Origin of the sequence: Brasilonema sp. UFV-L1 (genome assembly GCF_012912105.1) — a bacterium.
In the GTDB taxonomy this organism is placed as follows: Bacteria; Cyanobacteriota; Cyanobacteriia; order Cyanobacteriales; family Nostocaceae; genus Brasilonema.
The window spans coordinates 1-22,454 of record NZ_QMEA01000019.1 but is presented as its reverse complement, the minus strand read 5'-3'; the positions used below and the strand labels follow the sequence as shown (position 1 = coordinate 22,454).

General features: G+C 39.2%; 17 protein-coding genes. 2 read left to right on the top strand and 15 right to left on the bottom strand.

Going from position 1 to position 22,454, the window contains the following annotated elements; genetic code table 11:
• Positions 1 to 44 precede the first annotated feature (44 nt).
• The 15 genes from DP117_RS08445 to DP117_RS08375 all read right to left on the bottom strand — a co-directional run bounded on the left by DP117_RS08445 (position 45) and on the right by DP117_RS08375 (position 18,025).
• A complete protein-coding gene (locus tag DP117_RS08445) occupies positions 45 to 806 on the bottom strand; it encodes a PIG-L family deacetylase (RefSeq protein WP_169217873.1) in 762 nt (253 codons plus the stop codon).
• Positions 799 to 2,007 carry a glycosyltransferase gene (locus tag DP117_RS08440; protein WP_169217872.1) on the bottom strand — a complete coding sequence of 403 codons (1,209 nt, stop codon included), beginning with the start codon at positions 2,005 to 2,007 and terminating at the stop codon, positions 799 to 801. The genes DP117_RS08445 and DP117_RS08440 overlap by 8 nt, the downstream gene beginning before the upstream one ends.
• Positions 2,008 to 2,192: 185 nt before the next feature.
• A complete protein-coding gene (locus DP117_RS08435) occupies positions 2,193 to 3,503 on the bottom strand; it encodes a Gfo/Idh/MocA family oxidoreductase (protein WP_169217871.1) in 1,311 nt (436 codons plus the stop codon).
• A 196-nt stretch (positions 3,504 to 3,699) separates the two neighbouring features.
• The gene (rfbC, locus tag DP117_RS08430) at positions 3,700 to 4,251 is read right to left on the bottom strand and encodes a dTDP-4-dehydrorhamnose 3,5-epimerase (RefSeq protein WP_169217870.1); all 552 of its coding nucleotides are present in this window, start codon (positions 4,249 to 4,251) and stop codon (positions 3,700 to 3,702) included.
• 153 nt (positions 4,252 to 4,404) lie between these two features.
• On the bottom strand, positions 4,405 to 5,256 hold the full coding sequence (locus tag DP117_RS08425) for a phytanoyl-CoA dioxygenase family protein (RefSeq protein ID WP_169217869.1): 852 nt from the start codon (positions 5,254 to 5,256) through the stop codon (positions 4,405 to 4,407).
• A gap of 25 nt (positions 5,257 to 5,281) precedes the next feature.
• Entirely contained in the window at positions 5,282 to 6,295 is a 1,014-nt protein-coding gene (locus tag DP117_RS08420) for a glycosyltransferase family 2 protein (protein ID WP_169217904.1), read from the bottom strand.
• A gap of 164 nt (positions 6,296 to 6,459) precedes the next feature.
• Positions 6,460 to 7,392 carry a glycosyltransferase family 2 protein gene (locus tag DP117_RS08415; RefSeq protein WP_169217868.1) on the bottom strand — a complete coding sequence of 311 codons (933 nt, stop codon included), beginning with the start codon at positions 7,390 to 7,392 and terminating at the stop codon, positions 6,460 to 6,462.
• A 432-nt stretch (positions 7,393 to 7,824) separates the two neighbouring features.
• Positions 7,825 to 8,727 (bottom strand): glycosyltransferase family 2 protein, encoded by a 903-nt coding sequence (locus DP117_RS08410; RefSeq protein ID WP_169217867.1) that lies wholly within the window; start codon positions 8,725 to 8,727, stop codon positions 7,825 to 7,827.
• A 225-nt stretch (positions 8,728 to 8,952) separates the two neighbouring features.
• Entirely contained in the window at positions 8,953 to 9,978 is a 1,026-nt protein-coding gene (locus DP117_RS08405) for an SDR family oxidoreductase (RefSeq protein WP_169217866.1), read from the bottom strand.
• Positions 9,979 to 10,158: 180 nt separating this feature from the next.
• Positions 10,159 to 11,100, bottom strand: coding sequence for a glycosyltransferase family 8 protein (locus tag DP117_RS08400; protein ID WP_169217865.1), 942 nt, complete (start codon positions 11,098 to 11,100; stop codon positions 10,159 to 10,161).
• A gap of 125 nt (positions 11,101 to 11,225) precedes the next feature.
• On the bottom strand, positions 11,226 to 12,443 hold the full coding sequence (lhgO, locus tag DP117_RS08395) for an L-2-hydroxyglutarate oxidase (protein WP_169217864.1): 1,218 nt from the start codon (positions 12,441 to 12,443) through the stop codon (positions 11,226 to 11,228).
• Positions 12,444 to 12,541: 98 nt separating this feature from the next.
• Complete coding sequence (gene rfbF, locus DP117_RS08390) at positions 12,542 to 13,315, bottom strand: glucose-1-phosphate cytidylyltransferase (protein ID WP_169217863.1); 774 nt, start codon at positions 13,313 to 13,315, stop codon at positions 12,542 to 12,544.
• A gap of 954 nt (positions 13,316 to 14,269) precedes the next feature.
• Positions 14,270 to 16,456 (bottom strand): tetratricopeptide repeat protein, encoded by a 2,187-nt coding sequence (locus tag DP117_RS08385; RefSeq protein WP_169217862.1) that lies wholly within the window; start codon positions 16,454 to 16,456, stop codon positions 14,270 to 14,272.
• Between the two features lie 67 nt (positions 16,457 to 16,523).
• On the bottom strand, positions 16,524 to 17,303 hold the full coding sequence (locus DP117_RS08380) for a PP2C family serine/threonine-protein phosphatase (protein WP_169217861.1): 780 nt from the start codon (positions 17,301 to 17,303) through the stop codon (positions 16,524 to 16,526).
• A gap of 47 nt (positions 17,304 to 17,350) precedes the next feature.
• The gene (locus DP117_RS08375) at positions 17,351 to 18,025 is read right to left on the bottom strand and encodes a VWA domain-containing protein (protein ID WP_169217860.1); all 675 of its coding nucleotides are present in this window, start codon (positions 18,023 to 18,025) and stop codon (positions 17,351 to 17,353) included.
• 618 nt (positions 18,026 to 18,643) lie between these two features.
• Between DP117_RS08375 and DP117_RS08370 the strand changes: the two genes are divergently transcribed.
• Positions 18,644 to 20,062: a response regulator gene (locus DP117_RS08370; protein WP_169217859.1), complete on the top strand. Its 1,419-nt coding sequence runs from the start codon at positions 18,644 to 18,646 to the stop codon at positions 20,060 to 20,062.
• A gap of 415 nt (positions 20,063 to 20,477) precedes the next feature.
• Positions 20,478 to 22,127, top strand: coding sequence for a GMC family oxidoreductase (locus tag DP117_RS08365; RefSeq protein ID WP_169217858.1), 1,650 nt, complete (start codon positions 20,478 to 20,480; stop codon positions 22,125 to 22,127).
• Positions 22,128 to 22,454 lie beyond the last annotated feature (327 nt).

Sequence of the window (22,454 nt, the reverse complement as noted above, 5' to 3'; positions counted from 1 at the left end):
GCCCCTACTTGTTCCCAAGATACTAAAACGTGATTTTTATAGTGTTAATTTTTAATAAAAATTTCGTAAGGAGAGAAGAAAGAAGTTAATAATCCTTTGGGTAAATCGGGAAGTTGAGACTTATATTGGCTAATTGCTTGCTTTTTCTGTTGATGAACTGAACTGATACACAGTCGGTAAGTGTGAGTTAAGTGCTGGAAAGAGAATTTAAAAGGCAACAAATTATACCAAAATATCCAAATCGGGTACTGTAACAGTTCTGAAAGAATTTTAGATTCAGCGATCGCCTTCTGAACTAATTCATAAGTCCCTTCATGGTCTGGGTGACCATCTTTACTGTGAGGTACGTAAATCTCTCCTGGCTGGAAGGATTTCAAAAGTCCAACTAGATGAGCAATTAACTGTTGGCGTTGCTCGCCCTCTAGCTTTGCGAGAGAACCATCGGTATGATCTAAAAAGTGTATTGCCGATTTTTCTATACCTAAATTCTTAAGAGCGCTGATCGCTTCTTGCTGGCGAACTTGGATAATTTCTTCCGGTTTCACCCATTCTGGTCTACCGTAGCGTCCGTCTGTCAGAAATATGACCGTGACAGGTATTCCTTGGGAACGTTTAAGAGCAATCATGCCTCCACAACCGATTGTTTCATCATCTTGATGTGGAGAAAACACCATGATCGGTTTTTCACTTACTGTGAGGGGCTTGCTTTTAACTCGTAAAACCCAGTTACAAACTCTACTATTGATATCTCGAACTTTGTATTCAACACGATACTTCAGCTTTCCTAATAATGGAATCTTAGACATGAACCAATACCTCGTTTTTCTGAGAATGATTTATGATAATTTTTTCTATAGTCTTTCTATAATTCTCTGTAAACTTTTCTTTGGTATGATTTTCTCTGGCAAATTCCCAAGAACCTCTTGCCATCTGCTTTAATTTTTCTTTAGGTAGGCGAGAAATTCTTTGGACTTCTTGCTTAATTTCTTGGATGGAACTGTCTTTAAGAATGATACCGTAATCTTCTTTTATATCTACACTCGCTTCATAGCTGACAATTGGTATTAAACCTGCATGCATACAATTAATCACGCTACCACCTCCGCCTTCAGAACAAGAAGGATAGACGATGCCAACGCAGTTATTCAGGATATTTACAAATTTTTGACTGTTGACATCAATCCATCCTATTGTCTGAATGTTAGGGGTTTGATAAAGTTCTTTATAGAAAGCATTGACAAAATCTTCTTCTTGACTAATTGGTCCACAAATAGTTAAATGGCAATCAGGCATTTGGGCAAAAGCTTCTAATACTAAATCTAGTCCCTTATGTACGAGACCGCCACTGCCAAACCAAAGAAAATTCTTGCGGCAATTGTCAAAATCTTTTTCTTCTAACCAAGGATAAACAACTTGTGCAGAAATAGGAACGCGATAAATTGGTTTTTTAGCATATTTTAGGGTACTGATAGTAAAGTCATTGCCAAGAACAGTAGCACAGTCAGCGTGTTCTAGAGCTTGATTGGGTAGTTCAAATCTCCGAGGACGGAGAGTGACGCCTCGCCTTTGCTGTAGTGCTAGGAGTCTGTTGGCTTCTGCTGCATTATGAAATAAAAGATGAGCTGTGTCAGCATGAAAGATTTTGATACAATCTCTATTAAGGAATGGCGCACATCTTTGCAAATTCCAACGAGTTTCTATAAAAAATGCATATTCTTTTTGAGGAAGAAATATATCGTTATAATATTGGATAACATCAACACAGTAGCCCATATCCAAGAAAATCTGAGCCATCTGGTAACATTCCCAAAAACGGGTGTGAGAATCTAAAATTGATTCGCCCGATTTTAAAACAAATGGCTCAACGGCGTATGAAATAAGTACGTTACCGATAGCAGATTTCTCTGGCTGGAGTGAAACCTTTCGGCGCATTTGTTGACGGACTTTAATTTTGTTTGATAAACGATTAACAATACTAACTGTACGTTGAACGAGTTGAGGTGGCATAAATGTACCCTTGTTGGCAGAGTAGTTAAAATTTTTTAATGTTTGGAATAACATCACATTGAAAGAAAAACCTCATAGCCTTGACATAAGACTAGAGATTCCTTACTACTCAACCTATGCTTTTTTTGCTACCGAAGTCAACCTAGTAATATTAAGTATGAGTTAACTTCGGTTAAAGATGTTACCTAAACTGCGGCTAATGTTTTGGATTGGCTGAAATAAGCGTTCTGCTCAGTTCGCAGTTTGTCGCACAGTCTACCTTCAGGCAATTCTACATCATCGTAGGTTAAAACTTGGTCTTTTGGAATATCTCGTTTCAGGCGACATCCTTCTGCTAAACCTATGGGCAAGAGGTTTTGCTGTTGAACAATCGGAGAATTTTCACACTGACCGTATGTCATGTAATATCCGATACCATCCAAGCTTTCTCCAGCTTTGAGGTCAATTTTGGCGGTGGTGATTACATCGACCAAAGGACCACCTAAAGGACTTAAGATGTCATCTTGGAAGAGGACAACGCGAGCAACAGACAATGGTACCTCAAAGTGACAGAGGTGGTAAGGAGTGTAAAAGCTGTAAAGTGGACCTTCACCTAACTTGTACAAGTTGAGGTAGTGACGTTGCTTAGGATCGTCGTGAGTTCCAAAGACAAAGACCCCTGGACCTGGTTTTGCACCAACGACATAATCAACGATACCGCCTAGTTCCTTGAGTTGTTCAACGTCGTACATGTTGGTCATTTCATCGACATGACCTCTAAAGTCGTATCCCAGCATTCCTCGCTTAGCAACTTGCATACCTGTGGCGTTAGCAACGATCGCCTGCTCAAACGATATCTTTGTTCCATCAGCAAAACTGGTGACCATGTGAGCTTTTTGACCCCAGCGTTTAGCAAATGCTTCTTGTGTTGTCGGATTGCGATAAGGGTCTTGTAAGCCTTTGATATTACCACATAACAGCGGAGTCAGACCGATACTTTTAACAAAACGATAGAGATTCAATTGCACTCCTGGCTGATCTCCATCACAAGCGGTGAGAATAACTCCTGCTTTGTCGGCGTAAACTTTGAGAATGGGACCGATAGTACCATCCAATTCAGCGTTCATCATGATGACGTGCTTGTGATGGGCGATCGCCTCCATCACGACATGAGCACCAAATTCTACTGCGCCTGTGACTTCAATCAGAGCATCAATTCCTTCGGCGCGACACAGTAACATTGCATCTTCTGTGACTGCGTATTGATTGTGGGCGATCGCGTCTTCTAATTCAGTGACGTTGGAAACGACTTTGCTATCTTCAATACCTGCTTCTGAGTATGCTCGCTTGGCTGCATCAATACTGCGGTTGGAAATAGCAACTAACTCCATACCAGGAACTGAATTCTTAATTTGATTTGCAATTCCCCGTCCCATAAAGCCAGCACCGATCATCCCAACTTTGATGGGGTTACCTGCTTCGGCACGAGCTTGTAAGGCGCGATCTACAATAATCATTGGTTAATCTCCTAGAATAATATTTGCGAGTTATTCCGCCAGTGAATTGTTAATTCCTACTCTCTTTCCGCCAGAAGAATATTTAATTTAACGAACCGCAAAGGCGCAAAGGACACTAAGGAAGAAAAAAAGAAGATAAGTAATCTTGGGGTGGGAAAGGAGTAGTTGTCTTTCCATCACCTTTCGGGACTAACAACTAAACATTTCCTCCAACAGTCATCATTTTCATCAAAGGCCAATTCTTATCTTTTTCAGAGATTTCAGTCACATCTATGGGCCATTGAATATTGAAAAATGGATCATCATAGCGCAATCCCCGCTCATATCCTGGTGTGTAAAATTCTCCTACCTGATAAGCAACTTCAGCAGATTCTGTCAGTGTTTGATAGCCGTGGGCGAACATTTCTGGAACATATAAAGCGCGATGGTTTTCGGCTGTTAATTCCACACCGATATGTTGAAGGTAAGTCGGAGATTCGGGACGCATATCAATAATCACGTCATAGATCGCGCCTTGAGTACAGCGAATTAATTTCGTTTCTGCTGCTGGTAGAATTTGGTAATGCATTCCCCGCAGCGTTCCTTTTTTGTAGTTAAAAGATAGATTACATTGGGCAACCGTTGGCTTTAAACCATGTGCCTCAAACTCTTTAGCGCAGAAAGTACGGGCAAAGAAACCACGATGGTCTTGCTTCTGTTCTAAGTCAATGATGTACGCGTCTTTGAGTTCGGTTTCAGTAAAAATCATGGGTAACCTCGCTATAAATTCTGACTACATAGTAAGAGTCAATCATTTCTGATTGCCTTCGTGCTCTTCATCAAATCTTTAAGAAGTCGCATAGAAGCGTAGCGACTTCAATCAGAGAAGAACACAAACAAATTCTTCAACTAGACAATCCGACTATCTGAAGACTGTTACAGAATTCGCTTCTTGATATGGTTCTGGTTTGGCAAAAGTATCATCCCAGTACTGGGTACAAAGTTCTGGGCGCTTCGGTGGATTTGCGGTGTAAACGTAAAATAGTGCTGATCTGTCTTCTGACCGTAAGGTTCCGTGGTGTAAAGCAATTTTTGGATCTGTAAAAATCACGGTACCTGCTGGTCCTGGACATGATTTCCATTTGTGTTCTGGGATAACTTCCTTGAGCTGTTCATCAGTGATTCCTAAGTAGCCTGATTTCCAAAGCTTATAGTATATCCGGTAATAATTGAGACTGTGTAAAGGAGTCAAAGATAGCGGAACGTATTCAAAAGGACCGTGTTTTTCTTCGACATCGGACAAATAAATGATGATTTTGACCATCCGACGGTCTTCTGAGTCTTTATGCCACAGCAGTGTTCCAAACTGATTTTCGTTCGGAAAATCTTTACGTAAATGTACGCCCTGAAAGGTAACAGGAAGACCAATATAATTTTCCGCGATGTTCAGTAGCTTTTGTTCTTGTCCCCATTGAGAAAATTCTGGGAAATCTGTGACTGTATAAATTTGTGGCAGTCTTTTCGTGAGGTGGCTATTGTTTGCATCTGTCATTCTAGACAGTTGATTGTAAGATGCTTTAAGAAGATCAGATGTAGAGCCAAGTCCTAACTTTTCGAGTGTTGTGACATAAACACCATCGCGTTTGAGATGATCGACAATCAGGCGATCGCTCGCTTCCAAAGCAGGCAATTTTCTGGCATGGTTTAGAAGTGCTGCTTTGTGACCTAACTCGGATTTCAACTCAGATATTTTGTTGATAGTACTGTTAAACATAAAATAATTTCCTTGTTCGTTTCATTCATTGCAAGTCGTATTTTCGTAAGTCTTGAGTAGAAGATTCCGTTGTTTGTGCCATTTTGAATTCTTTAGTAGCACCTCCTGTGTCAAAAGCACAGAGAGTGACTGAAGTCAAAAAGGGAACGATTGTCCGAACAGTACACACAGGCCATCTTCTCAAAGCACCTAAGAAAACTTTCAAATTCGCTTCTTTGAAACTCTGGAAAATCATCCGGCGGTAGAATTGTTTAGAGTATCCGTTTTCCTCCAGTTTCGTTATAACTTCAGGCAAGTGCTTGTATTGCATTAACAGTGCTGATTTTGGCTCTTTTTGCCAATAACTCACACCAACAATACATTCCATGTAGGTATCTTTAGTCACAATTATCCTACCATTAGCAGCGCAATACCCAGCTAAATATGCTAAAGATATCCAGTTATTCTCAGCTTCTGACCAAATTTGAAGAGCGCGTTGTACCAAATCAGTACGGTATACCGAAGCTGTCAGAAAGATGACTGCGCCAATGCTTTTTGAAAAACAATGTTCAAATATCGCTTTTGCGTCACCACTTCCATCTTCAGTATCAACATCAAACCAACGGTTACCAACTATTGTAGGCGGATGTACGGGTTCTCCAGTGATTTGGTGACGACCGGAAAAATTAAGGAACAATAAAGATAAATCTTCATATTGTTTAAGTTTATTGATGACGTAAGCGATTGCTCTATCCTGAATAGGATCATCATCACCAATTGTCCAAACATATTTGGTCGTTGCGGACTTCAAACAATGAATGATATTCCGCATGACACCTAGATTTTCGGAATTTCTGCTAGATTTAAATGTGAACTGACTGAGATTTTTTTGCCATTTCTTAATGATTTCTTGAGTATTGTCAGTTGAACAATTATCTGAAACAAAAATTTCACATTCCGATTCAAAGCCAATGATAGCTTGAGCAACCCATGCCAGTTGCTTATCAAGTCGCTGTGCGCGGTTGTAAGTTGGAATGGCGATAGTGAGTAGTTTCTTCATGGTGGACTGTACATCAGTTTGTCTCTGATGTGGATTGAGTTCTTGGGGATTTTGCATATGTCATTATCAGTCGCTTTCGATTTGAGTGAGCGAAGGTGTGATAAGAAAATGAGATGAATACTTAAGAATGCGGCAACACACATAACTCAGGTATCAATATATTATTACTTAGTCCGAGGGAGAGTTTTCCAAACAGATGAGCTGACCATACCCAAATATGGTACAAATATGTTGATTGTATACAGTGGCCATCGCCTGAGTGCTCCTACGATAGTTCTCCAATTTGTTTCTGCAAAGTGTTTAAATATAAATTCTTTGCAAAGTTTTTGGTTGTATCCAATTTCCATCAGTTTTATATAGACTTCGGGTAAATCAGAATAACGCATCTTGAACCATAGTTTTGGATCTGCTTGTGTAGAATTCATTCCACAAGCATATTGAACATAAACATCTTTAGAAATTTTTACACTTCCTTGAAGGGCGCAATACGCAGTCCAATAAACTTGTCCTTCTCTGTTATTTGCACTCTGCTCCCACTTTTGCAGAGCTTGTTGTGCTGCTTGTGTTCGGTAAACTTGAGCAGTCATGAATGCCAAACCGCTAAATCTGTCTTGCAAAGAATTTTCAATTAATGTTTTGCCATCAGTACAGATTTCGTCATTCTCAACCACAAACCAACGTTCATGAGCTAACTCACCAGTCAGTACATAAAGCCAGGAGAAATTAAGAAGTAATAATGCTAAATCCTCGTGCTGTTTCAGATTAGTTATGACATACGCAAGAGCGAGTTCATGAATAGGATCATCATCGCCAATCACCCAAACATATTTACTTGTTGCTGACTTCAGACAATAAGCCAGATTTCTCATTAAACCAATGTTATTGCTGTTTCGATGCGATTTAAATGTGGTATTTTGGAAAACAGATTGCCATTTTTTGACAATTTCCTGAGTGTTGTCTGTTGAACAGTTATCGCAAATCAAAACCTCGCATTCAGACTCAAAACCCTCTATTGCTTTAGCTAACCACGTCAGTTGTTGTTCTAGAAAGGTTGCTCGATTATAGGTGGGAATAGCAATTGTCAGTAATCTCGTCATATCTCAGTTAGCTTAAAGAAAAAGGGTATTTTGTCATCATAATGTTGGGAGATAATTAAGTAATATCAATCTGCCTTTTAGTTTTGTGAAGGTTAGCAGAAGATAATGAATTCCTGATGTTTCATATGGATGGAGTTGCTCTGGCTTTTACATATTTCACTATGAATTGCTTTTGATTTGAGTCAGCGAAGGTGTGATTATAAAATGAGATGAATACCCAAGAAATCCATGAGTTACGCTCACAAGGAACAATGAAAATAGTTATTCTTTGCTTCTGCCTTCTGTCCTCTGTCTTATTTTCAAAGCAGTCTAGAGCGCCGGTACAGTAATCGCAAAAACCCGGTTTCTTTAGGGTGGCGAAACGAAAAATTAGTCTTTTCGACAACAGAAACCAGGTTTTTTACCGCAATGCCTGACTAATGTACCAGTCCTCTAGGAATACGCATAACTCACGTATCGAGAGAATGCTTTAACAGCTACCAAAGGCCATCTTCTGAAAGCTCCTAAAAGAACCCTCCAGTTAAACTTCTTCAAGCATATGTAAAGCATTTTTCTACTAAAATCATTGGGGTATCCTATATCTCTCAGTTTGACCATAATTTCGGGTATATCTGCATATTCTAGGGTGACTAAGAGCTTGGGGTTTTGCATGAAATAATGAGTGCCAGCAACACATTCTAGGTAGTTGTCTTTAGTCACTAAGGTATCACCATGATAAGCACAAAAAGCAGTCCAATATATTTGAACAGCTAAGTTACTTAAACCTTCAACCCAATTATCAATAGCACGCTGTGCCAAATCTGTTCGGTACACTAATGCGGTTGTCAACCCTACACCACCAGTACTTTGCTCCAGACAACGTTCAAACACAGCTTTTCCATTGGAACTGACTTCATCATGCTCTACATCAAAGCATCGCTGCTCAAAGACTTCACCTGTCTTGGCATTACTTTTGGAAAAATTTAAAATGATTAATCCTAAGTTTGAATGTTGAGTTAGGGTGTTCACAATGTAGGCTATGCTGTTGTCGAATATTTTGTCATCATCGCTGATTGTCCAAACATACTTACTATTAGCAGCCTTTATACAAGAAGCAATATTTCTGACAGCGCCAATATTTTCAGGATTTCTCTTGTAGTTAAAAGTTGTATTGCTAAAAATTGATTGCCATTTTTCAACTACCTTTGGCGTATCATCGGTTGAACAATTGTCTGAAACTATGATTTCACATACAGATTCAAAACCTTTAATGGCTCGAAAAAGCCACGCCAGTTGATTATCTAATAACTGGGCACGATTATACGTCGGGATGGCAATTGTGAGTAAGTTAGTCATGTTATGTGATAGTTTGATTCGAGGTAATGTTCAGCCTAGATTTGTAACTCCCAGATGATGATTCAAATTATCCCTCATAATTAGCACTATTTAGCTAATTAATTTTGCATCAATACTGTGGGCTGTAAACTTATTTTTTCATAAGAACATTACTGATAAACTATATCCCTAATGGCTTTTTAGCCATTAGGAAAGTGACATTAAATTACTTTGTTGTGATACCTCTTACTTACTCCAGAAGAAATCTTTGTCAATTTGTTGTGTACGGATGAGATATTCTAATTGCTTTAAGCGAGTGAAGCCTCTATGCAAGAAAATTTCTTCAGTCATATCAATTTGCGAGAACAAATCATACAACTGTTGCGCTCCACGTTGAGCATTCCAATCACACTTAAAGCCGGGTAGAACGGTGTTAATTTTCTCAAAAGAAACCCGATAACTACGATTGTCTGCGCCTTGGGTACCAAAGCTTAATTTGCAGTCTGGGAAAACTTGAGCAATAATTTCGGCAACTTCTTTGACTCGATAATTATTTGCTGTATCTCCTACGTTAAAAATTTGGTTGTGTACGATATCACGAGGAGCTTCTACTGTGCAAACAATTGCTTTGCAAATATCCAGCGCATGAACTAATGGACGCCAAGGCGTACCATCACTAGTCATCTTGATTTCTTTGGTTGTCCATGCTAAGCCAGCCAAATTATTCAAAACAATATCAAAGCGCATTCTGGGGGAAGCACCAAAAGCTGTGGCGTTCCGCATAAAGGTAGGAGAAAAGTCATCATCTGCTAATGGCTTGACATCTCGCTCTACTAATGTTTTGCATTCTGCGTAGGCGGTTTGAGGATTGACAGCAGATTCTTCTGTGACATCACCTTCAGTCGCAACACCATAGACACTACATGAAGACATATAGACAAAGCGACGCACACCAGCTTTTTTTGCCAATTCGGCAAGACGAACTGAGCCTTTATGATTAATGTCGTAAGTGATGTTAGGTGCAAGTTGTCCTGTAGGATCATTTGACAGTTCCGCCATGTGAACTACAGCATCAACACCTTGCAAATCTTCTAAGGTGATATTGCGAATATCTTTGTTGAGAGTTTTCGCTGTGACTTGAGTACCGTTGTATAACCAACCTGCTTTATAAAAACCAGTGTCTACTCCGATAACTTCATGTCCTCGTTCGATTAACAACGGAGGTAACAAACTACCAAGATAACCTTCAGTACCAGTGACTAGAACTTTCATTGATTTCAATTCCTATTGAAGTTTAATTTCGTGTTGCCAATGAATAACATTAGTGAGTTACAATGCATAACTCTATATCAGGTGGTTTTTTTGCTCTAATTTATAAGATATTTTTTCGTGTACAAATTATCGCTTTACTTACCTTTGATATATTATGCTATGCACAGTAACACAACATTTTTAAAGTTTTGAAGTCGTTAATGATGTGACTTTCATAAATTTTCTCCAAATCCGTCTCCAAATTGTGTCTCGCCATCCTGACCAGGATGTCATGTCAAGATATTTGAAGAACAAATGTTTCAGAGGATGTTTACATTCTTCTCGCAATCCTGCATACCAGGGTTTGGGAGAATTTGTAAAGTGAATAACGCAAGGGTTTTGTCGCAGTTCGTTATAAATATCTTCTGGGAAAGGGCTTTCTTCCCAAGATGAATATTCATGTATTTTGGGCATTTGATTCCATTTTGGATGAATTTCTCCCCATTTTCCTGCAAGAACTGCGTTTAGCCCATCTTGATCATTGCGTACATAATCTCTGTTTTGTTTGATGTATTCAAGGACTTTTCTGCCAATATCTTCTGCTCGCCACTTATCAAGATTTATGACTAAAAGTCCAGAATTAAAATACTTATATTCTGGAGATAGTCCCACCTCACGATAGTTTCTTAAACCGTCAGACATTCCTATGTACAATTCAACATCGTCTTGAACTGCTAATGCATAGTTATCTCCTATGTCAATAGCCCATAACTCTGCTAAGTCTCCGGTGACTACCATGTCGGTGTCTAAATAAATGGCTTTGTGAAACTCTTTTGGCAAGAATTCGGTAATGAGAAGCCGATAATAGCAAGTCGGTGTTAAATGTCTAGTCAATACTAAGTTTTCAAAAACTGCATTGTCTGGCTGTACCCACGAAATACTGATCGGCTGATTGTTAAAAGATTTACTAATTCTGTCTTTGTTAGCTTCAGTGATACCTCCATCAAGAACATATAATGCTATGTGATGCTTCTCTTTAAGGTTTGCAACTGCTGAACGAACTGTGACAGCAAGGGGCATTGCATAGTTATTATCTGCAGCACAGACAAGAACTATTGGCTGAACATCTGAGTTAAGGAACATTAGTTTTCCCCTGGTAACTAATTACAACCTTAAACTAGATGTTCTTGCATACTAAAGAATGCCAGAATGCCTGTGCTTTTTCTTAACATTATTAACTTATATCTTGCACAGGCAAACGAAATATTCTAGTGTTGACTGACTACAGCTTTGAGATGTGACTGTTCAGGAAGTTGGTCAACAATTGCTTTACCTATTTCTATAGAAGATGTTGCAGCTGGGGAAGGGGCATTACAAACATGAACAGAGTTTTGACCTTGAACAATCAAAAAGTCATCCACCAACTTACCATCATTCATGAGTGCTTGTGCGCGAACACCAGCGTGGGTGGGAACTAAGTCTTGTTGTTGAACTTCGGGAATGAGTTTTTGCAAACTTCTGGTGAAAGCTGCTTTACTGAATGAGCGAATGATTTCTTGAATTCCTTCATCAGCGTGTTTTGCCGCAAGTTTCCAAAAACCAGGGTAGGTCATAACTTCTGCAAAATCACGCAAATCAAAGTCTGTTTTGTTATAGCCTTCGCGCTTGAGGCTCAAGACTGCATTTGGTCCAGCGTGTACAGTCTTGTCAATCATCCGTGTAAAATGGACACCCAAGAAGGGAAAATCTGGATTAGGAACTGGGTAAATCAAACCTTTCACCAAATAGCGTTTTTCTGGTGTCAGTTCGTAATACTCTCCCCGGAAAGGAACAATTTTTGCTTTTGGATCAGTTTTGCCCATTTTGGCAACGCGATCGCTATGTAATCCGGCACAATTGATCACAAACCGAGTTTCAAAACTACCCTTGTTTGTTTCTAATACCTGATGTTTCCCACTGGTGACTATTTTTTCAACCTTGGTATTGAGACGCAGTTCTCCTCCCTGCTGTCTGATAATTTCAGCATATTTGTAGCAAACTTGCTTGTAATTTGCAATACCAGTTGAAGTAACGAGAATTCCTCCGACAGAACTCACATGAGGTTCAACTTCTTTGACTTCCTCTGGAGTCATTCTCTTAACATCAATGCCATTTTCCAAACCTCGCGTGTAAAGATTTTCTAGACGAGGTAACTCTGTCTCATCAGTAGCAACTATGACTTTACCGCAAACTTCATGCTCAATTCCATGTTCTTGGCAAAATTCCACCATTGAACGACAACCGTCACGGCAAAATTTGGCTTTGAAACTACCCGGCTTGTAGTAGATACCAGAATGAATGACGCCACTATTGTTACCAGTTTGGTGAAATGCCCAATTGCTCTCTTTTTCTAAAACGAGAATACGAGCATTAGGATAGCGTTTACCTAAAGCCATACCGGTGGAAAGACCAACAATTCCTCCACCTATGATAGCGAAGTCATACATGAGTACTCTAGCTCCTGGAATATAAAAGTATGAAGAATGAAAAGTGAAAAATCAAGAGTGGTGAGTCAATCATCAAGTTAAATTTTTCTGACTTTTTGTCACCATGCTTTCCAAGGAGCCTTATTATTCTTCCACAAATCTTCGAGATAATTTTTATCTCGTAAAGTATCCATTGGTTGCCAAAATCCTTGATGCTTGTAAGCAGATAGCTGTTCCATTTCTGCCAGCTTTTCTAATGGTGTCTGTTCCCAAACAGTGGTATCATCATTAATCAGATTGATGACTTCTGGCTCTAACACAAAATAACCACCATTAATCCAAGCTCCATCCCCTTCAGGCTTTTCCCGAAAGCTAGTAATTTTTGTTTGTTCTTGTCCTAAGACAATAGCACCAAAACGTCCTGGTGGTTGAACAGCCGTCATTGTTGCTAAAGTATTTTGTTGTTGATGAAAATTAATTAACTCGGTAATATTGACGTTACTGACGCCATCACCGTAGGTGAAGCAAAAAGTTTCATTACCAATATGTTCTCTGACTCGCTTCAAGCGTCCACCAGTCATTGTATTGTCACCTGTATCTACTAAGGTGACACGCCAAGGTTCTGCTTTACCTGCATGCACATTCATCTGGTTAAATCGCATATCAAAGGTTACGTCTGACATATGCAAGAAGTAGTTGGCAAAATACTCCTTAATGACGTAACCTTTATAACCGCAGCAGATAATGAATTCATTAATGCCGTGGGTGGAATAAATTTTCATAATATGCCATAGTATCGGCTTTCCACCAATCTCCACCATAGGCTTGGGTTTGATGCTCGTTTCTTCACTTATACGTGTACCAAGACCTCCAGCCAAAATCACTGCTTTCATAATATGATCTCTAGGTTGTTAGGTAGATGAGTCATTATTTGTTCATCGGCTAAGTTGAGAAAAATTTATTTCTTAATTTTCTCAGTATTTAATCTAGCCGTAATTTCACACCTAAGTATGAAGACAATATAAATAAACCTATCTTGAGTATGAAAAAATGAAAAAGCTTTCTGACTACCTTAAACCTAGATATAACAGCACTTAAAAAGTTGCCAGCAGATGCAATAAAAGAGACAAAATCACTGACTCTTGCTATTTCTAAATAGTCATAAATGAGTTGCTACATCATTCAGAAAATAAAAGATAATCAATAACAAAAATAGTTGTTATGACAATCATCTGTAAACTTGTATTTACAGAACTTTTCAAGTTCTTAATACACAATCCTATATATAACTTTATGTATATTTTGTCAAATACGGCAAATACGCAGCATTGATTGCTGAAAAAATAACTAAAAAACTAGAAAAATTTCAGTTCTTATGGTAAGTCACAGTCCAAGCGTACGGAATGTGGGGAGTAAAGCTTTTTAAAAAGTCGCTTGACTACAAGGAGAAGCGGAAAATAAAAGAATACTAGTACTGCTCCTTTTGAATTCAATATTCGCAATCCGGAGAAATTCAAAATGTTTAGACCATAAGCTTTTCGTCGATTTTTCATTATAGCTTGATTTGCGCGCTCACTGTACTAGCAGCAGTGAGCTAGGCTTCGCTGGCTGCGATACGTTTTGAATGGCGCGGCAAGACTCTATGTTTATGGAGGATAAAATAATGCCCAAGCTAATGATTCAAGCCAAATGTAGTTTCCAAGAACGCGCTTAACCCAAGCTTGTGAAACTTCTGTGTTGAATCCATCCTGTGGTCATGCTTTAATGAGCTCATGTTAGCGTAGCGTGCCGTAGGCAGCTAATGACGCGAAGGGCTGAGGCTATAGATTTGTTGATAAGAATTGCACTTAGTTGCTTTGCGGTGTTCCATTTGTGGTTTGTAAAAAAGTATCACATTTGTTTTCTACAACAACACAAATGCTGCTTAATGCTTGTTGGTAATTCTCCATATCTTCTTGTTCCAAAGAGATTTTGGCAGCTTTTTGCAAATCATCAACTGCTTGCTTATGGTACTGGCTAAATTTACCACCTCCATATTGAGCAAGTTCATATCGTATGACAGCTCGTTTTATATAAACTTTTGGCAGTTTAGGATTGATATTCAATGCTTGGTTAAAGTCCGCAATTGCTTGTTTATATTCTTGTTCAAAATCATTGCTATATTGAGCAATTTGATAACGCGTCAAACCTCGTTCAAAGAAGGCTTCTGCTCTGGATGAATTCAGAGTGAGTGCTTGGTTGAAGTCAGCGATCGCTTTTTGATATTCATTTTGAGAATCGCCACTGTATTTAGCAATTTTAGCACGAACAACACCTCGTCTTATGTATGCTTCTACTTCCTTGGAATTAAGACTTAGAGCACGGTTATAATCGGCAATGGCTAGACTATACTCTTTATCTGGATCGCTGCTATATTCGGCAAGCAAATTGTGGGCATTCCCTCGATTGACATACGCTTTCACTTCTTTGGGATTGATGCTAATTGCTTTATTGTAATCTGCAAGTGCTGCTTCATACTCTTTCAAGTTGTAGCGAGCATTGCCACGGTTGACATAAGCTTTTGCATGTTTTGGCTCTTTTTCTATTGCTTGAGTGAAATTTTCAATTGCTTGTGCGTAATCTCTGATTTTGTATGAAGCATGACCTTGTTTGTAGTAATCAGCAAAATTTTGATTTTTGGAGTTTTTATCCTCTTGTGAAGAAAGCAAATTTTGTTGAGCGTAAGGACTTTGAGCAATAAAGGGGCGACTTGTGAATTTCACCATTAAATCCAAATACCCCAATATACTAAAAAGACCAACTATGCAGAAAACAATCGGGTAAAAATTTCGCTTTTTCTGAGGTCTATAGTAGGGGACATTTTGGGGAATGTGATGACGATAATGAGTGCGAGTCGATGGAGTTACTGGTTGTAGCGTACGAGGAACTTGGGTTTGGCGTCTTTTCTTTTGGACTCGCGGTTGTAAATGTTCTTTATTTGCTATAGCTTTGAGAGAAGGAAATGGATCACGTCCACCTAATCGCAATGTACGTTCACACCAAGGACATTTATCTAGGTGGTTGCTATAGCGATGCTGAGGGTTGACAGTGCAGCTGATGAGGCTATTTTCAGCATCAGCGAGTGCTGTGAGCCAAGTTTGAGCACTCGGGCGTATCTGCGGGTTGTTGTGACTATCCTCAAAACAACGTATGAATAGTTCTTGCAAACCTAGAGGAAGAATGTCCCAAGGAGGTGCAATCGGTGTCGGAACGTAGGGTACGCGGCGCTTTTGACTGTAGGTAAAATGTCCTGCGACAATACGCGCTTCATATGGCGGAGGTTCACCAGCTCCTTGATAAATGCCTGAAAATGGGTGTGTTCCTTCCATTAACAGTTGAAATATCAAGACTGCTAACCCAAACAAGTCATGGGTAGAATTGCGATCGCACTGAGCAAAAGTTTTGTTATGAAGTTCTGGTGGGGTAAATTCTGGTTTCCCGACATGACAGCGGTAAATAATTCCATTGTCTGGATCTTTTACCTGGAACGAATCGGTGTCTACGATTGTTACTAATGCCATGTCACTAACAAGGATGTTAGACTCATTCACATCGCCGACACAGTATCCGCGCTCGTGTAATGCGGCAAAAGCTGAAGCAAGATTGCGAGCAGTGCGGATTAAGTACTGATAGTTGAACAAAGGACACTGCTGGCGGCGAGTTCTGGGATTGTAGAAGTCGATGATTGGACGCATTCCTTGAATGCGTGGCATTAAAAAGCCTATCACCTCACCGCTTCCGTCGGGCGATCGCAACAACTCAACAGGCCAAGCTATAGAAATATGCCCCAAGCTCGCAGTTGGGTTTTCCGGCGGGTGGGTTAGCATAACCTCTAGTTTACGAGCTTGGGCAGGTGTTGGCTTGTGATATACTTTAGCCACTAAGCCAGCATCTGTTGGCACTGTGTATATACACGCTTCACCGCCTCGTCCCAAACTTACGGAGAGGCTGACATTGCTAATTTTTTGATTGGGAAGACAACGTAGTACCTGCATGATATATTATTAGGGACACCTATCAATGTATACACTTCCACACTAGACAATTTCGCTCTAGACTCTATCAATTGCTTAAAGCAGCAATTATAAGTGTCAAATCATCATCTGTACGTTGCATAATCCGCTCTGAGCGTAAAAATCTCACTAACTGCTCTTTTGCTGCTGTCTTGTCATCTGCATTCGCTGCAAACTCGAAGAGTGGAGCAAAGAAAGGTTTGTGAGGGACTCCCACAGCCATATTCATGGCAAGCATTTGTAGTCCATCTGTGAGAACACCGACATTGACGACTGCTTGACGCCACAAATTCATTTGTAAAGAATCTAGAGCTGTGGGTGAGGTCAAAAAAACTGTTTCGTTAATATATTCACCACTATCAGGTATAGTCAGCGCAATCAGGTTCCCTTGAACATCCCTTGCGACTGCTACACCATCCCCGATTTGTGCAACCGCAACAACTTCTGGTGTTGCTAAGGCAACAATTAAGGTACTTGCTAAATCCGATGACTGCTTTTGGCAAGCAAGGGCTTCTTCTTCGACAGCTTTTTTGGCACAAATGATTGCTTCAATCAAAAGCGATCGCACAGCATTATCATCTGCCAGTGTTCGTCGAGAAAATTCTTTGATGGATAGATTTTCTATCGCTGTTTCCACAGCAATCATTGCTCCTACCTTACCCATGCTTGCACTACCAGCACCATCTGCTGCTGCAACAACTAGAATATTATCTGGCAAAATGTGCCAGTGGTGAGCATCCTGACACAACTGCTTGTTTTTTATGTGGCTCGTACCACATATTGATGCGGCTACCACCCGCCAGTGAGGTTGCTGTTTAGAAGTGTTCATAAATCATATTCCGTTACTGCTCTTTTTTTGAGCATTCAATCACATCACTAAACAGAACCCCAGCCAATCGGTGGTAGTGCTACCTGCTCATCGACTTTAGAATGAGAAACAGCTGACATGCTGGCTGATAGCCAAACAAACATTTCCACAAAATTGAGTCCTTGAAGTTTCAAGGGTGTACGTACAGCTATTTGACTCAAGCGCGTCATATTTGCATTTTCAACTCCAACAGTAAAAAATGCAACACGTTTACTTGTTTCATCTTCTTGTAGACGCCGCGATGCTTGCTCGACGACATCTTCAAACTCGCCTTGTGGCTCACCATCAGTAATCATGAATACCCAAGGACGATAGTAAGCAATACCGTTGGCACGATATTGAGCTTTTCGTTCTTGGATCATGTCCAAGGCTTTATGAATTCCAGCACCCATAGTCGTTAGTCCTTGTGCTGTCAGTACCGGCGGATTGAATTGATCAGCAGTTACAAAGTCTTGTACTATATTGACATGACTATCAAAAGTAACTATTGCTACTTCAACCCTCCTTGCAGCCAAGGAATTTTTCGTTAATTCTTCTTTGAAACTCTGCAAACCTTGATTTAATGAATCTACTGCCATACCTTGCATTGAGCCAGATGTATCCAGAAGAAGTACACATGGACAACGGGGTTCTGGATTCTCAGCAAACTCTACGACTTCATCAAGTTTTAATGTATCCGGCATAACTTTTTGTGTTATGTTAAAGTCCAAAGCTCAGCTTTCCTTTTCCTCAAAGTATATAGTTTCTAGCACCGACAAAACTATCTGTAAGTTATTTAATCTTAGATAGTTTACTATTTCTTCTACAAAACTCGGCTGCCAAATTCCTTACAGATTTGTGAGATCCTATCTGATATATCTTTATATAAAATTAAGTCAACAAAGAGTCGGGATAACCTCCTTGACAATCTATAGTAAATTTTATACATAACACGTATACTCTCTAATAGAGTAGTACTTTTGCTGACACATAAATTTAAAGATTCGATGTAGAAAGGTCGTATTTTAGATAAAAGTAACTAAGTGGAGTTTATTCAACCCAGTCATATAACGACACGTTTGTTACCTTAATTAACTTATGAAAATTCAAATTAATTGAAAAATATCTCTTATTTGTTATGTTACGAGAAAATGTGACAGATTACCTGTAATATTTTCTTGACAGATTGTAATATATGTATACAACCAAAATTCTGAGAAAATTTTTGTATAGAGAAATCTCAAACTTAAAGAAATACCATTATTACCGATCACTCGAAAATTCAAACAATCGGTCTCTTTTTTCCGAAAATCTCTAGAGAAATGAATAATTTTGGCACATTTACTAAACTGCGTCCTTTGAGTTTATTGAGACACCTATCTCATTCTTCTGAAAGTACTTGTTTACAAGCACTTAGCAACTCTGTTTCTTGGTCAATCTATCTAGAGCAGGGGAGGATAACATACGCAACCCATTCAGTTGAGCCTTTTGACCGTTTGGAACGTCATTTGCGTCGCTTAAGCCATCATGTTCCTACCATCATCGGTGAAGTCCGTGTTCAGTTACGTTTAATGTTTGAACCGGATACAAAAAGTCAATCAGTAGTATATCACAATCATACTCACGAGCAATCAATTCCTCCCCCACTACCTCCTGAGTACCAAGCTATCTGCTGGTTAGTAAGCGAACGATATTTGCATTCTACACAAGCAGCTATCCTGATTCAGGAATTAGTCAAAGAAGTACTAGAGTCATATCTTTTAATCAAACAAGGAACTTTTACATTACATAATTCTCATTATCGAGTTCCAACGATTTGCAGGCTGGATGTAGAAAAAATTGTGGAACGTTGCCAAAACAAGTTGCAGAATTGGCATTCATTAGGTCCCCAAATCTCTTCTCCTTATCAACGGCCTTATTTATTAATAAAAGGCACAAAAAATCCCGCACCAATATCAGGCATAGATCCTCAGTTAACTGAGTGGATGAAAGGTTTTAGCTTACGACATTTGTCAGTGATTATGAATCAAGACGAAGTTCATCTGGCTAAAATGTTATACCCTCATATTTTAAATGGCACTATATTATTACATGAACCAGATCCACCCTTCGATCAGTTACCAAAGACATTTATAGATTTAGTACAAGCTTCTAGTTATGTGACTAAACCTGTTGAGACTACATTCGTTGATTCAACAGTAGCATCAAATCACACCACTTCTCAAGAGAACTCTACGACTTCTACGAATCATGTCGTTATTCATCAGCAAAAAACTCCGATTTCTCCTCGAAAAGAAGAAGCTCAAAAATTAACAACACCAAATCAAAACAATTTTGAATATCAGCAAGAAACTCCTCCTACTATAACTCCACGAAAAGTCTACAAAATTATTTCCGTTGATGATAGTCCTACTATCCTGAAAGAAATTAGTCGCTTCTTAGAAGATGAAAATTTTTCTGTAGTCACAATCAATGACCCACTCAAAGCAGTTATGTCAATTATTAGGTACAAACCAGATTTGATTTTGCTAGATTTGAATATGGATGGTATGGATGGTTATGAATTATGCCGAATTGTCCGAAATAATTCAATTTTCAAAAAAACTCCCATAATTATGGTCACAGGCAACAAGGGACTTGTAGATAAAGTAAAAGCAAGATTAGTAGGAGCTTCTGGATATTTAACTAAGCCTTTTACTCGTGCAGATTTACTCAAAATAGTGTTTACGCATTTGGCTTAGTGATTTTGAGTTATTAAGCGAATGTACATCCAAGTTGCACAAAGTAGACACTGAAGCTGATATATATTTTATATAGTCAAAAAAGAGAACCTATTTCCCCTTCCAGACGCCATAGACAAAGGAGCAAGAATTCAACTCAAAAGACTCTTCTTTCCTAGAGTTAATATCGCTTCAAGCTTAACCAAACCCGATTGAATTATGTCTTTGGCTTATCTTTATAAAAGATAGTCTCTTCTTTATGATTTTGATATAAAATTTGAAATCTTCACTGTTAAAGTCTATTTAAAGTGACTGGGTAAAACTACAGTCAAATGTTTTGCTTGAATAGCTTTTTCTATTGTTTGTAGAAAAAGCTGTGACAAATAGCAAAACATTAATTTTTGTTTGATGTTCAATGAACAAGGGCAATTAATTAATGCTAATTGATAGTCGCAATTTACCGAAAGATGAAGTTATTAAAACTGAAGTTTGTATTGTTGGCACTGGACCCGCTGGGATGACACTAGCGCGAGAATTTCTTGGGCAAGACTTTCGAGTTTGTCTACTAGAAAGTGGTGATTTAGAATTTAATCAACAGACACAATCTCTGTGTGAAGGTGAAACGGTTGGAGATAATTTCGCTGAACTACACGAGATACGTCGTCGCCAGTATGGTGGACTAGCTCATGCTTGGTGTATTGATATAAATAACAAGCAAATTGGTCTTAGGCATGTACCTTTGGACGAAATAGACTTTGAAAAACGAGATGGGTTACCATATAGTGGATGGCCTTTTGATAAATCTTATCTTAATCCGTTCTACGAACGTGCTCAATCGGTTTGCAAACTTGGACCTTTCACTTATGAAGCCCAAGCTTGGGAAGATACGGAATCTCCTAAGCTACCCTTGAGCAGTGAGAGGGTTAGCACTAGCATGTTTCAGTTCGGACCTCGTGATATTTTTATTAATGAATATCGGCAAGAAATCAATAGCTCTACTAACATTACTACCTATTTGAATGCGAATGTCGTAGAAATTGAAACTGACGAAACTGCTAAGACTGTAACCCGTGTACGAGTGGCTTGTCTACAAGGAAATCAATTTTGGGTGAGTGCCAAAATTTTTATATTAGCCACTGGTGGGATTGAAAATGCACGTTTATTATTACTATCGAACCAAACTCAAAAGACTGGATTAGGCAATCAAAACGATTTAGTCGGGAGGTTCTTTATGGACCATCCTTTAATCCTTTCTGGTATACTTTTTCCTCATAATCGCAAAATCTTCAATTCGACGGCTTTATACGATTTACGCTTGGTAAATAATATACCAGTCATGGGAAAACTTACCCTCGCTCAAGAAGTGATACGCCGTGAAAAATTGCTCAATATGAGTGCGCTGATATTTCCTAGACATAAGGAATTTAGAACGGCGGGAGAAAAGTCTCTAAAAACCTTGCTCGCAGCAACTCGACGCGGGGAAATACCTCAAGATATTTCTAAACATTTAAAAAATGTCATACAGGACATTGATAGTCTTTTTGTCCATTGGTACAAATATCACTTCAAAAAGCAACCTCTGTTCCCGAATTTAAATCAGGGAGGGTGGTCTTACCTCAAAGGCAACGAAAAGAAATTTACGATGTTTGAAGTGGTGAGTCAAACTGAACAAGCTCCCAATCCTGATAATCGGGTGACGCTCAGTCGTCAACTTGATAAGCTTGGTTGTCCGAAAGCTCAGCTACACTGGCGTTGGACACAAACAGATCTTAGCAGCATCAGGCGATCGCAAACAATTTTCGCACAAGAGATTGCTCGTGCAGGACTAGGACAACTAAATATTGAACAGGATGGAGAGCTTCCAGAAGTTCTATCTATTAGTACACATCATAATATGGGAACAACCCGAATGCATAATGACCCTAAGCAGGGCGTTGTAGATGCAAATTGTCAAGTTCATGGTGTTTCTAATTTATTTATTGCAGGTAGTTCTGTTTTCCCTACAGGAGGTTACGCTAATCCCACACTGACTATTATCGCTCTGGCAATCCGGTTAGCAGATCATGTGAAAACTCACATTCGCTAGAGCAAAAACTTTTCCTTGTCAAGCAGCACCGCTTCTTTTTGCAAATAAACACCTTAGGGACTGACTTTTAATGAAAAAAATATCCACTCATTTCCAGTAGCGATTGTTTTAAAAGTCAAGCGATCGTCAATATAAAAGCGGGGATTGCAGCTTCAAATCTCTATCAATAACAAAACCGCACTCAAACACTCTCTTGTACAAGGTGAGTGTTTTTTTTGGTTCCGCAATTAGAGCAAGTTTTGCGGGAACCAAGACAACGGGCAACAAGCGCCACAAGTGGCGTTAACTTCTTCATGGAGAAGTTGGGCAGGTGGGGAGGTGGGGAGG

What these genes read in the sequence shown, in the direction of transcription:
- DP117_RS08445 (WP_169217873.1), bottom strand. Translation starts at nt 806, where the DNA reads ATGTCTAAGATTCCATTATTAGGAAAGCTGAAGTATCGTGTTGAATAC.
- DP117_RS08440 (WP_169217872.1), bottom strand. Translation starts at nt 2,007, where the DNA reads ATGCCACCTCAACTCGTTCAACGTACAGTTAGTATTGTTAATCGTTTA.
- DP117_RS08435 (WP_169217871.1), bottom strand. Translation starts at nt 3,503, where the DNA reads ATGATTATTGTAGATCGCGCCTTACAAGCTCGTGCCGAAGCAGGTAAC.
- rfbC (WP_169217870.1), bottom strand. Translation starts at nt 4,251, where the DNA reads ATGATTTTTACTGAAACCGAACTCAAAGACGCGTACATCATTGACTTA.
- DP117_RS08425 (WP_169217869.1), bottom strand. Translation starts at nt 5,256, where the DNA reads ATGTTTAACAGTACTATCAACAAAATATCTGAGTTGAAATCCGAGTTA.
- DP117_RS08420 (WP_169217904.1), bottom strand. Translation starts at nt 6,295, where the DNA reads ATGAAGAAACTACTCACTATCGCCATTCCAACTTACAACCGCGCACAG.
- DP117_RS08415 (WP_169217868.1), bottom strand. Translation starts at nt 7,392, where the DNA reads ATGACGAGATTACTGACAATTGCTATTCCCACCTATAATCGAGCAACC.
- DP117_RS08410 (WP_169217867.1), bottom strand. Translation starts at nt 8,727, where the DNA reads ATGACTAACTTACTCACAATTGCCATCCCGACGTATAATCGTGCCCAG.
- DP117_RS08405 (WP_169217866.1), bottom strand. Translation starts at nt 9,978, where the DNA reads ATGAAAGTTCTAGTCACTGGTACTGAAGGTTATCTTGGTAGTTTGTTA.
- DP117_RS08400 (WP_169217865.1), bottom strand. Translation starts at nt 11,100, where the DNA reads ATGTTCCTTAACTCAGATGTTCAGCCAATAGTTCTTGTCTGTGCTGCA.
- lhgO (WP_169217864.1), bottom strand. Translation starts at nt 12,443, where the DNA reads ATGTATGACTTCGCTATCATAGGTGGAGGAATTGTTGGTCTTTCCACC.
- rfbF (WP_169217863.1), bottom strand. Translation starts at nt 13,315, where the DNA reads ATGAAAGCAGTGATTTTGGCTGGAGGTCTTGGTACACGTATAAGTGAA.
- DP117_RS08385 (WP_169217862.1), bottom strand. Translation starts at nt 16,456, where the DNA reads ATGCAGGTACTACGTTGTCTTCCCAATCAAAAAATTAGCAATGTCAGC.
- DP117_RS08380 (WP_169217861.1), bottom strand. Translation starts at nt 17,303, where the DNA reads ATGAACACTTCTAAACAGCAACCTCACTGGCGGGTGGTAGCCGCATCA.
- DP117_RS08375 (WP_169217860.1), bottom strand. Translation starts at nt 18,025, where the DNA reads ATGCCGGATACATTAAAACTTGATGAAGTCGTAGAGTTTGCTGAGAAT.
- DP117_RS08370 (WP_169217859.1), top strand. Translation starts at nt 18,644, where the DNA reads ATGAATAATTTTGGCACATTTACTAAACTGCGTCCTTTGAGTTTATTG.
- DP117_RS08365 (WP_169217858.1), top strand. Translation starts at nt 20,478, where the DNA reads ATGCTAATTGATAGTCGCAATTTACCGAAAGATGAAGTTATTAAAACT.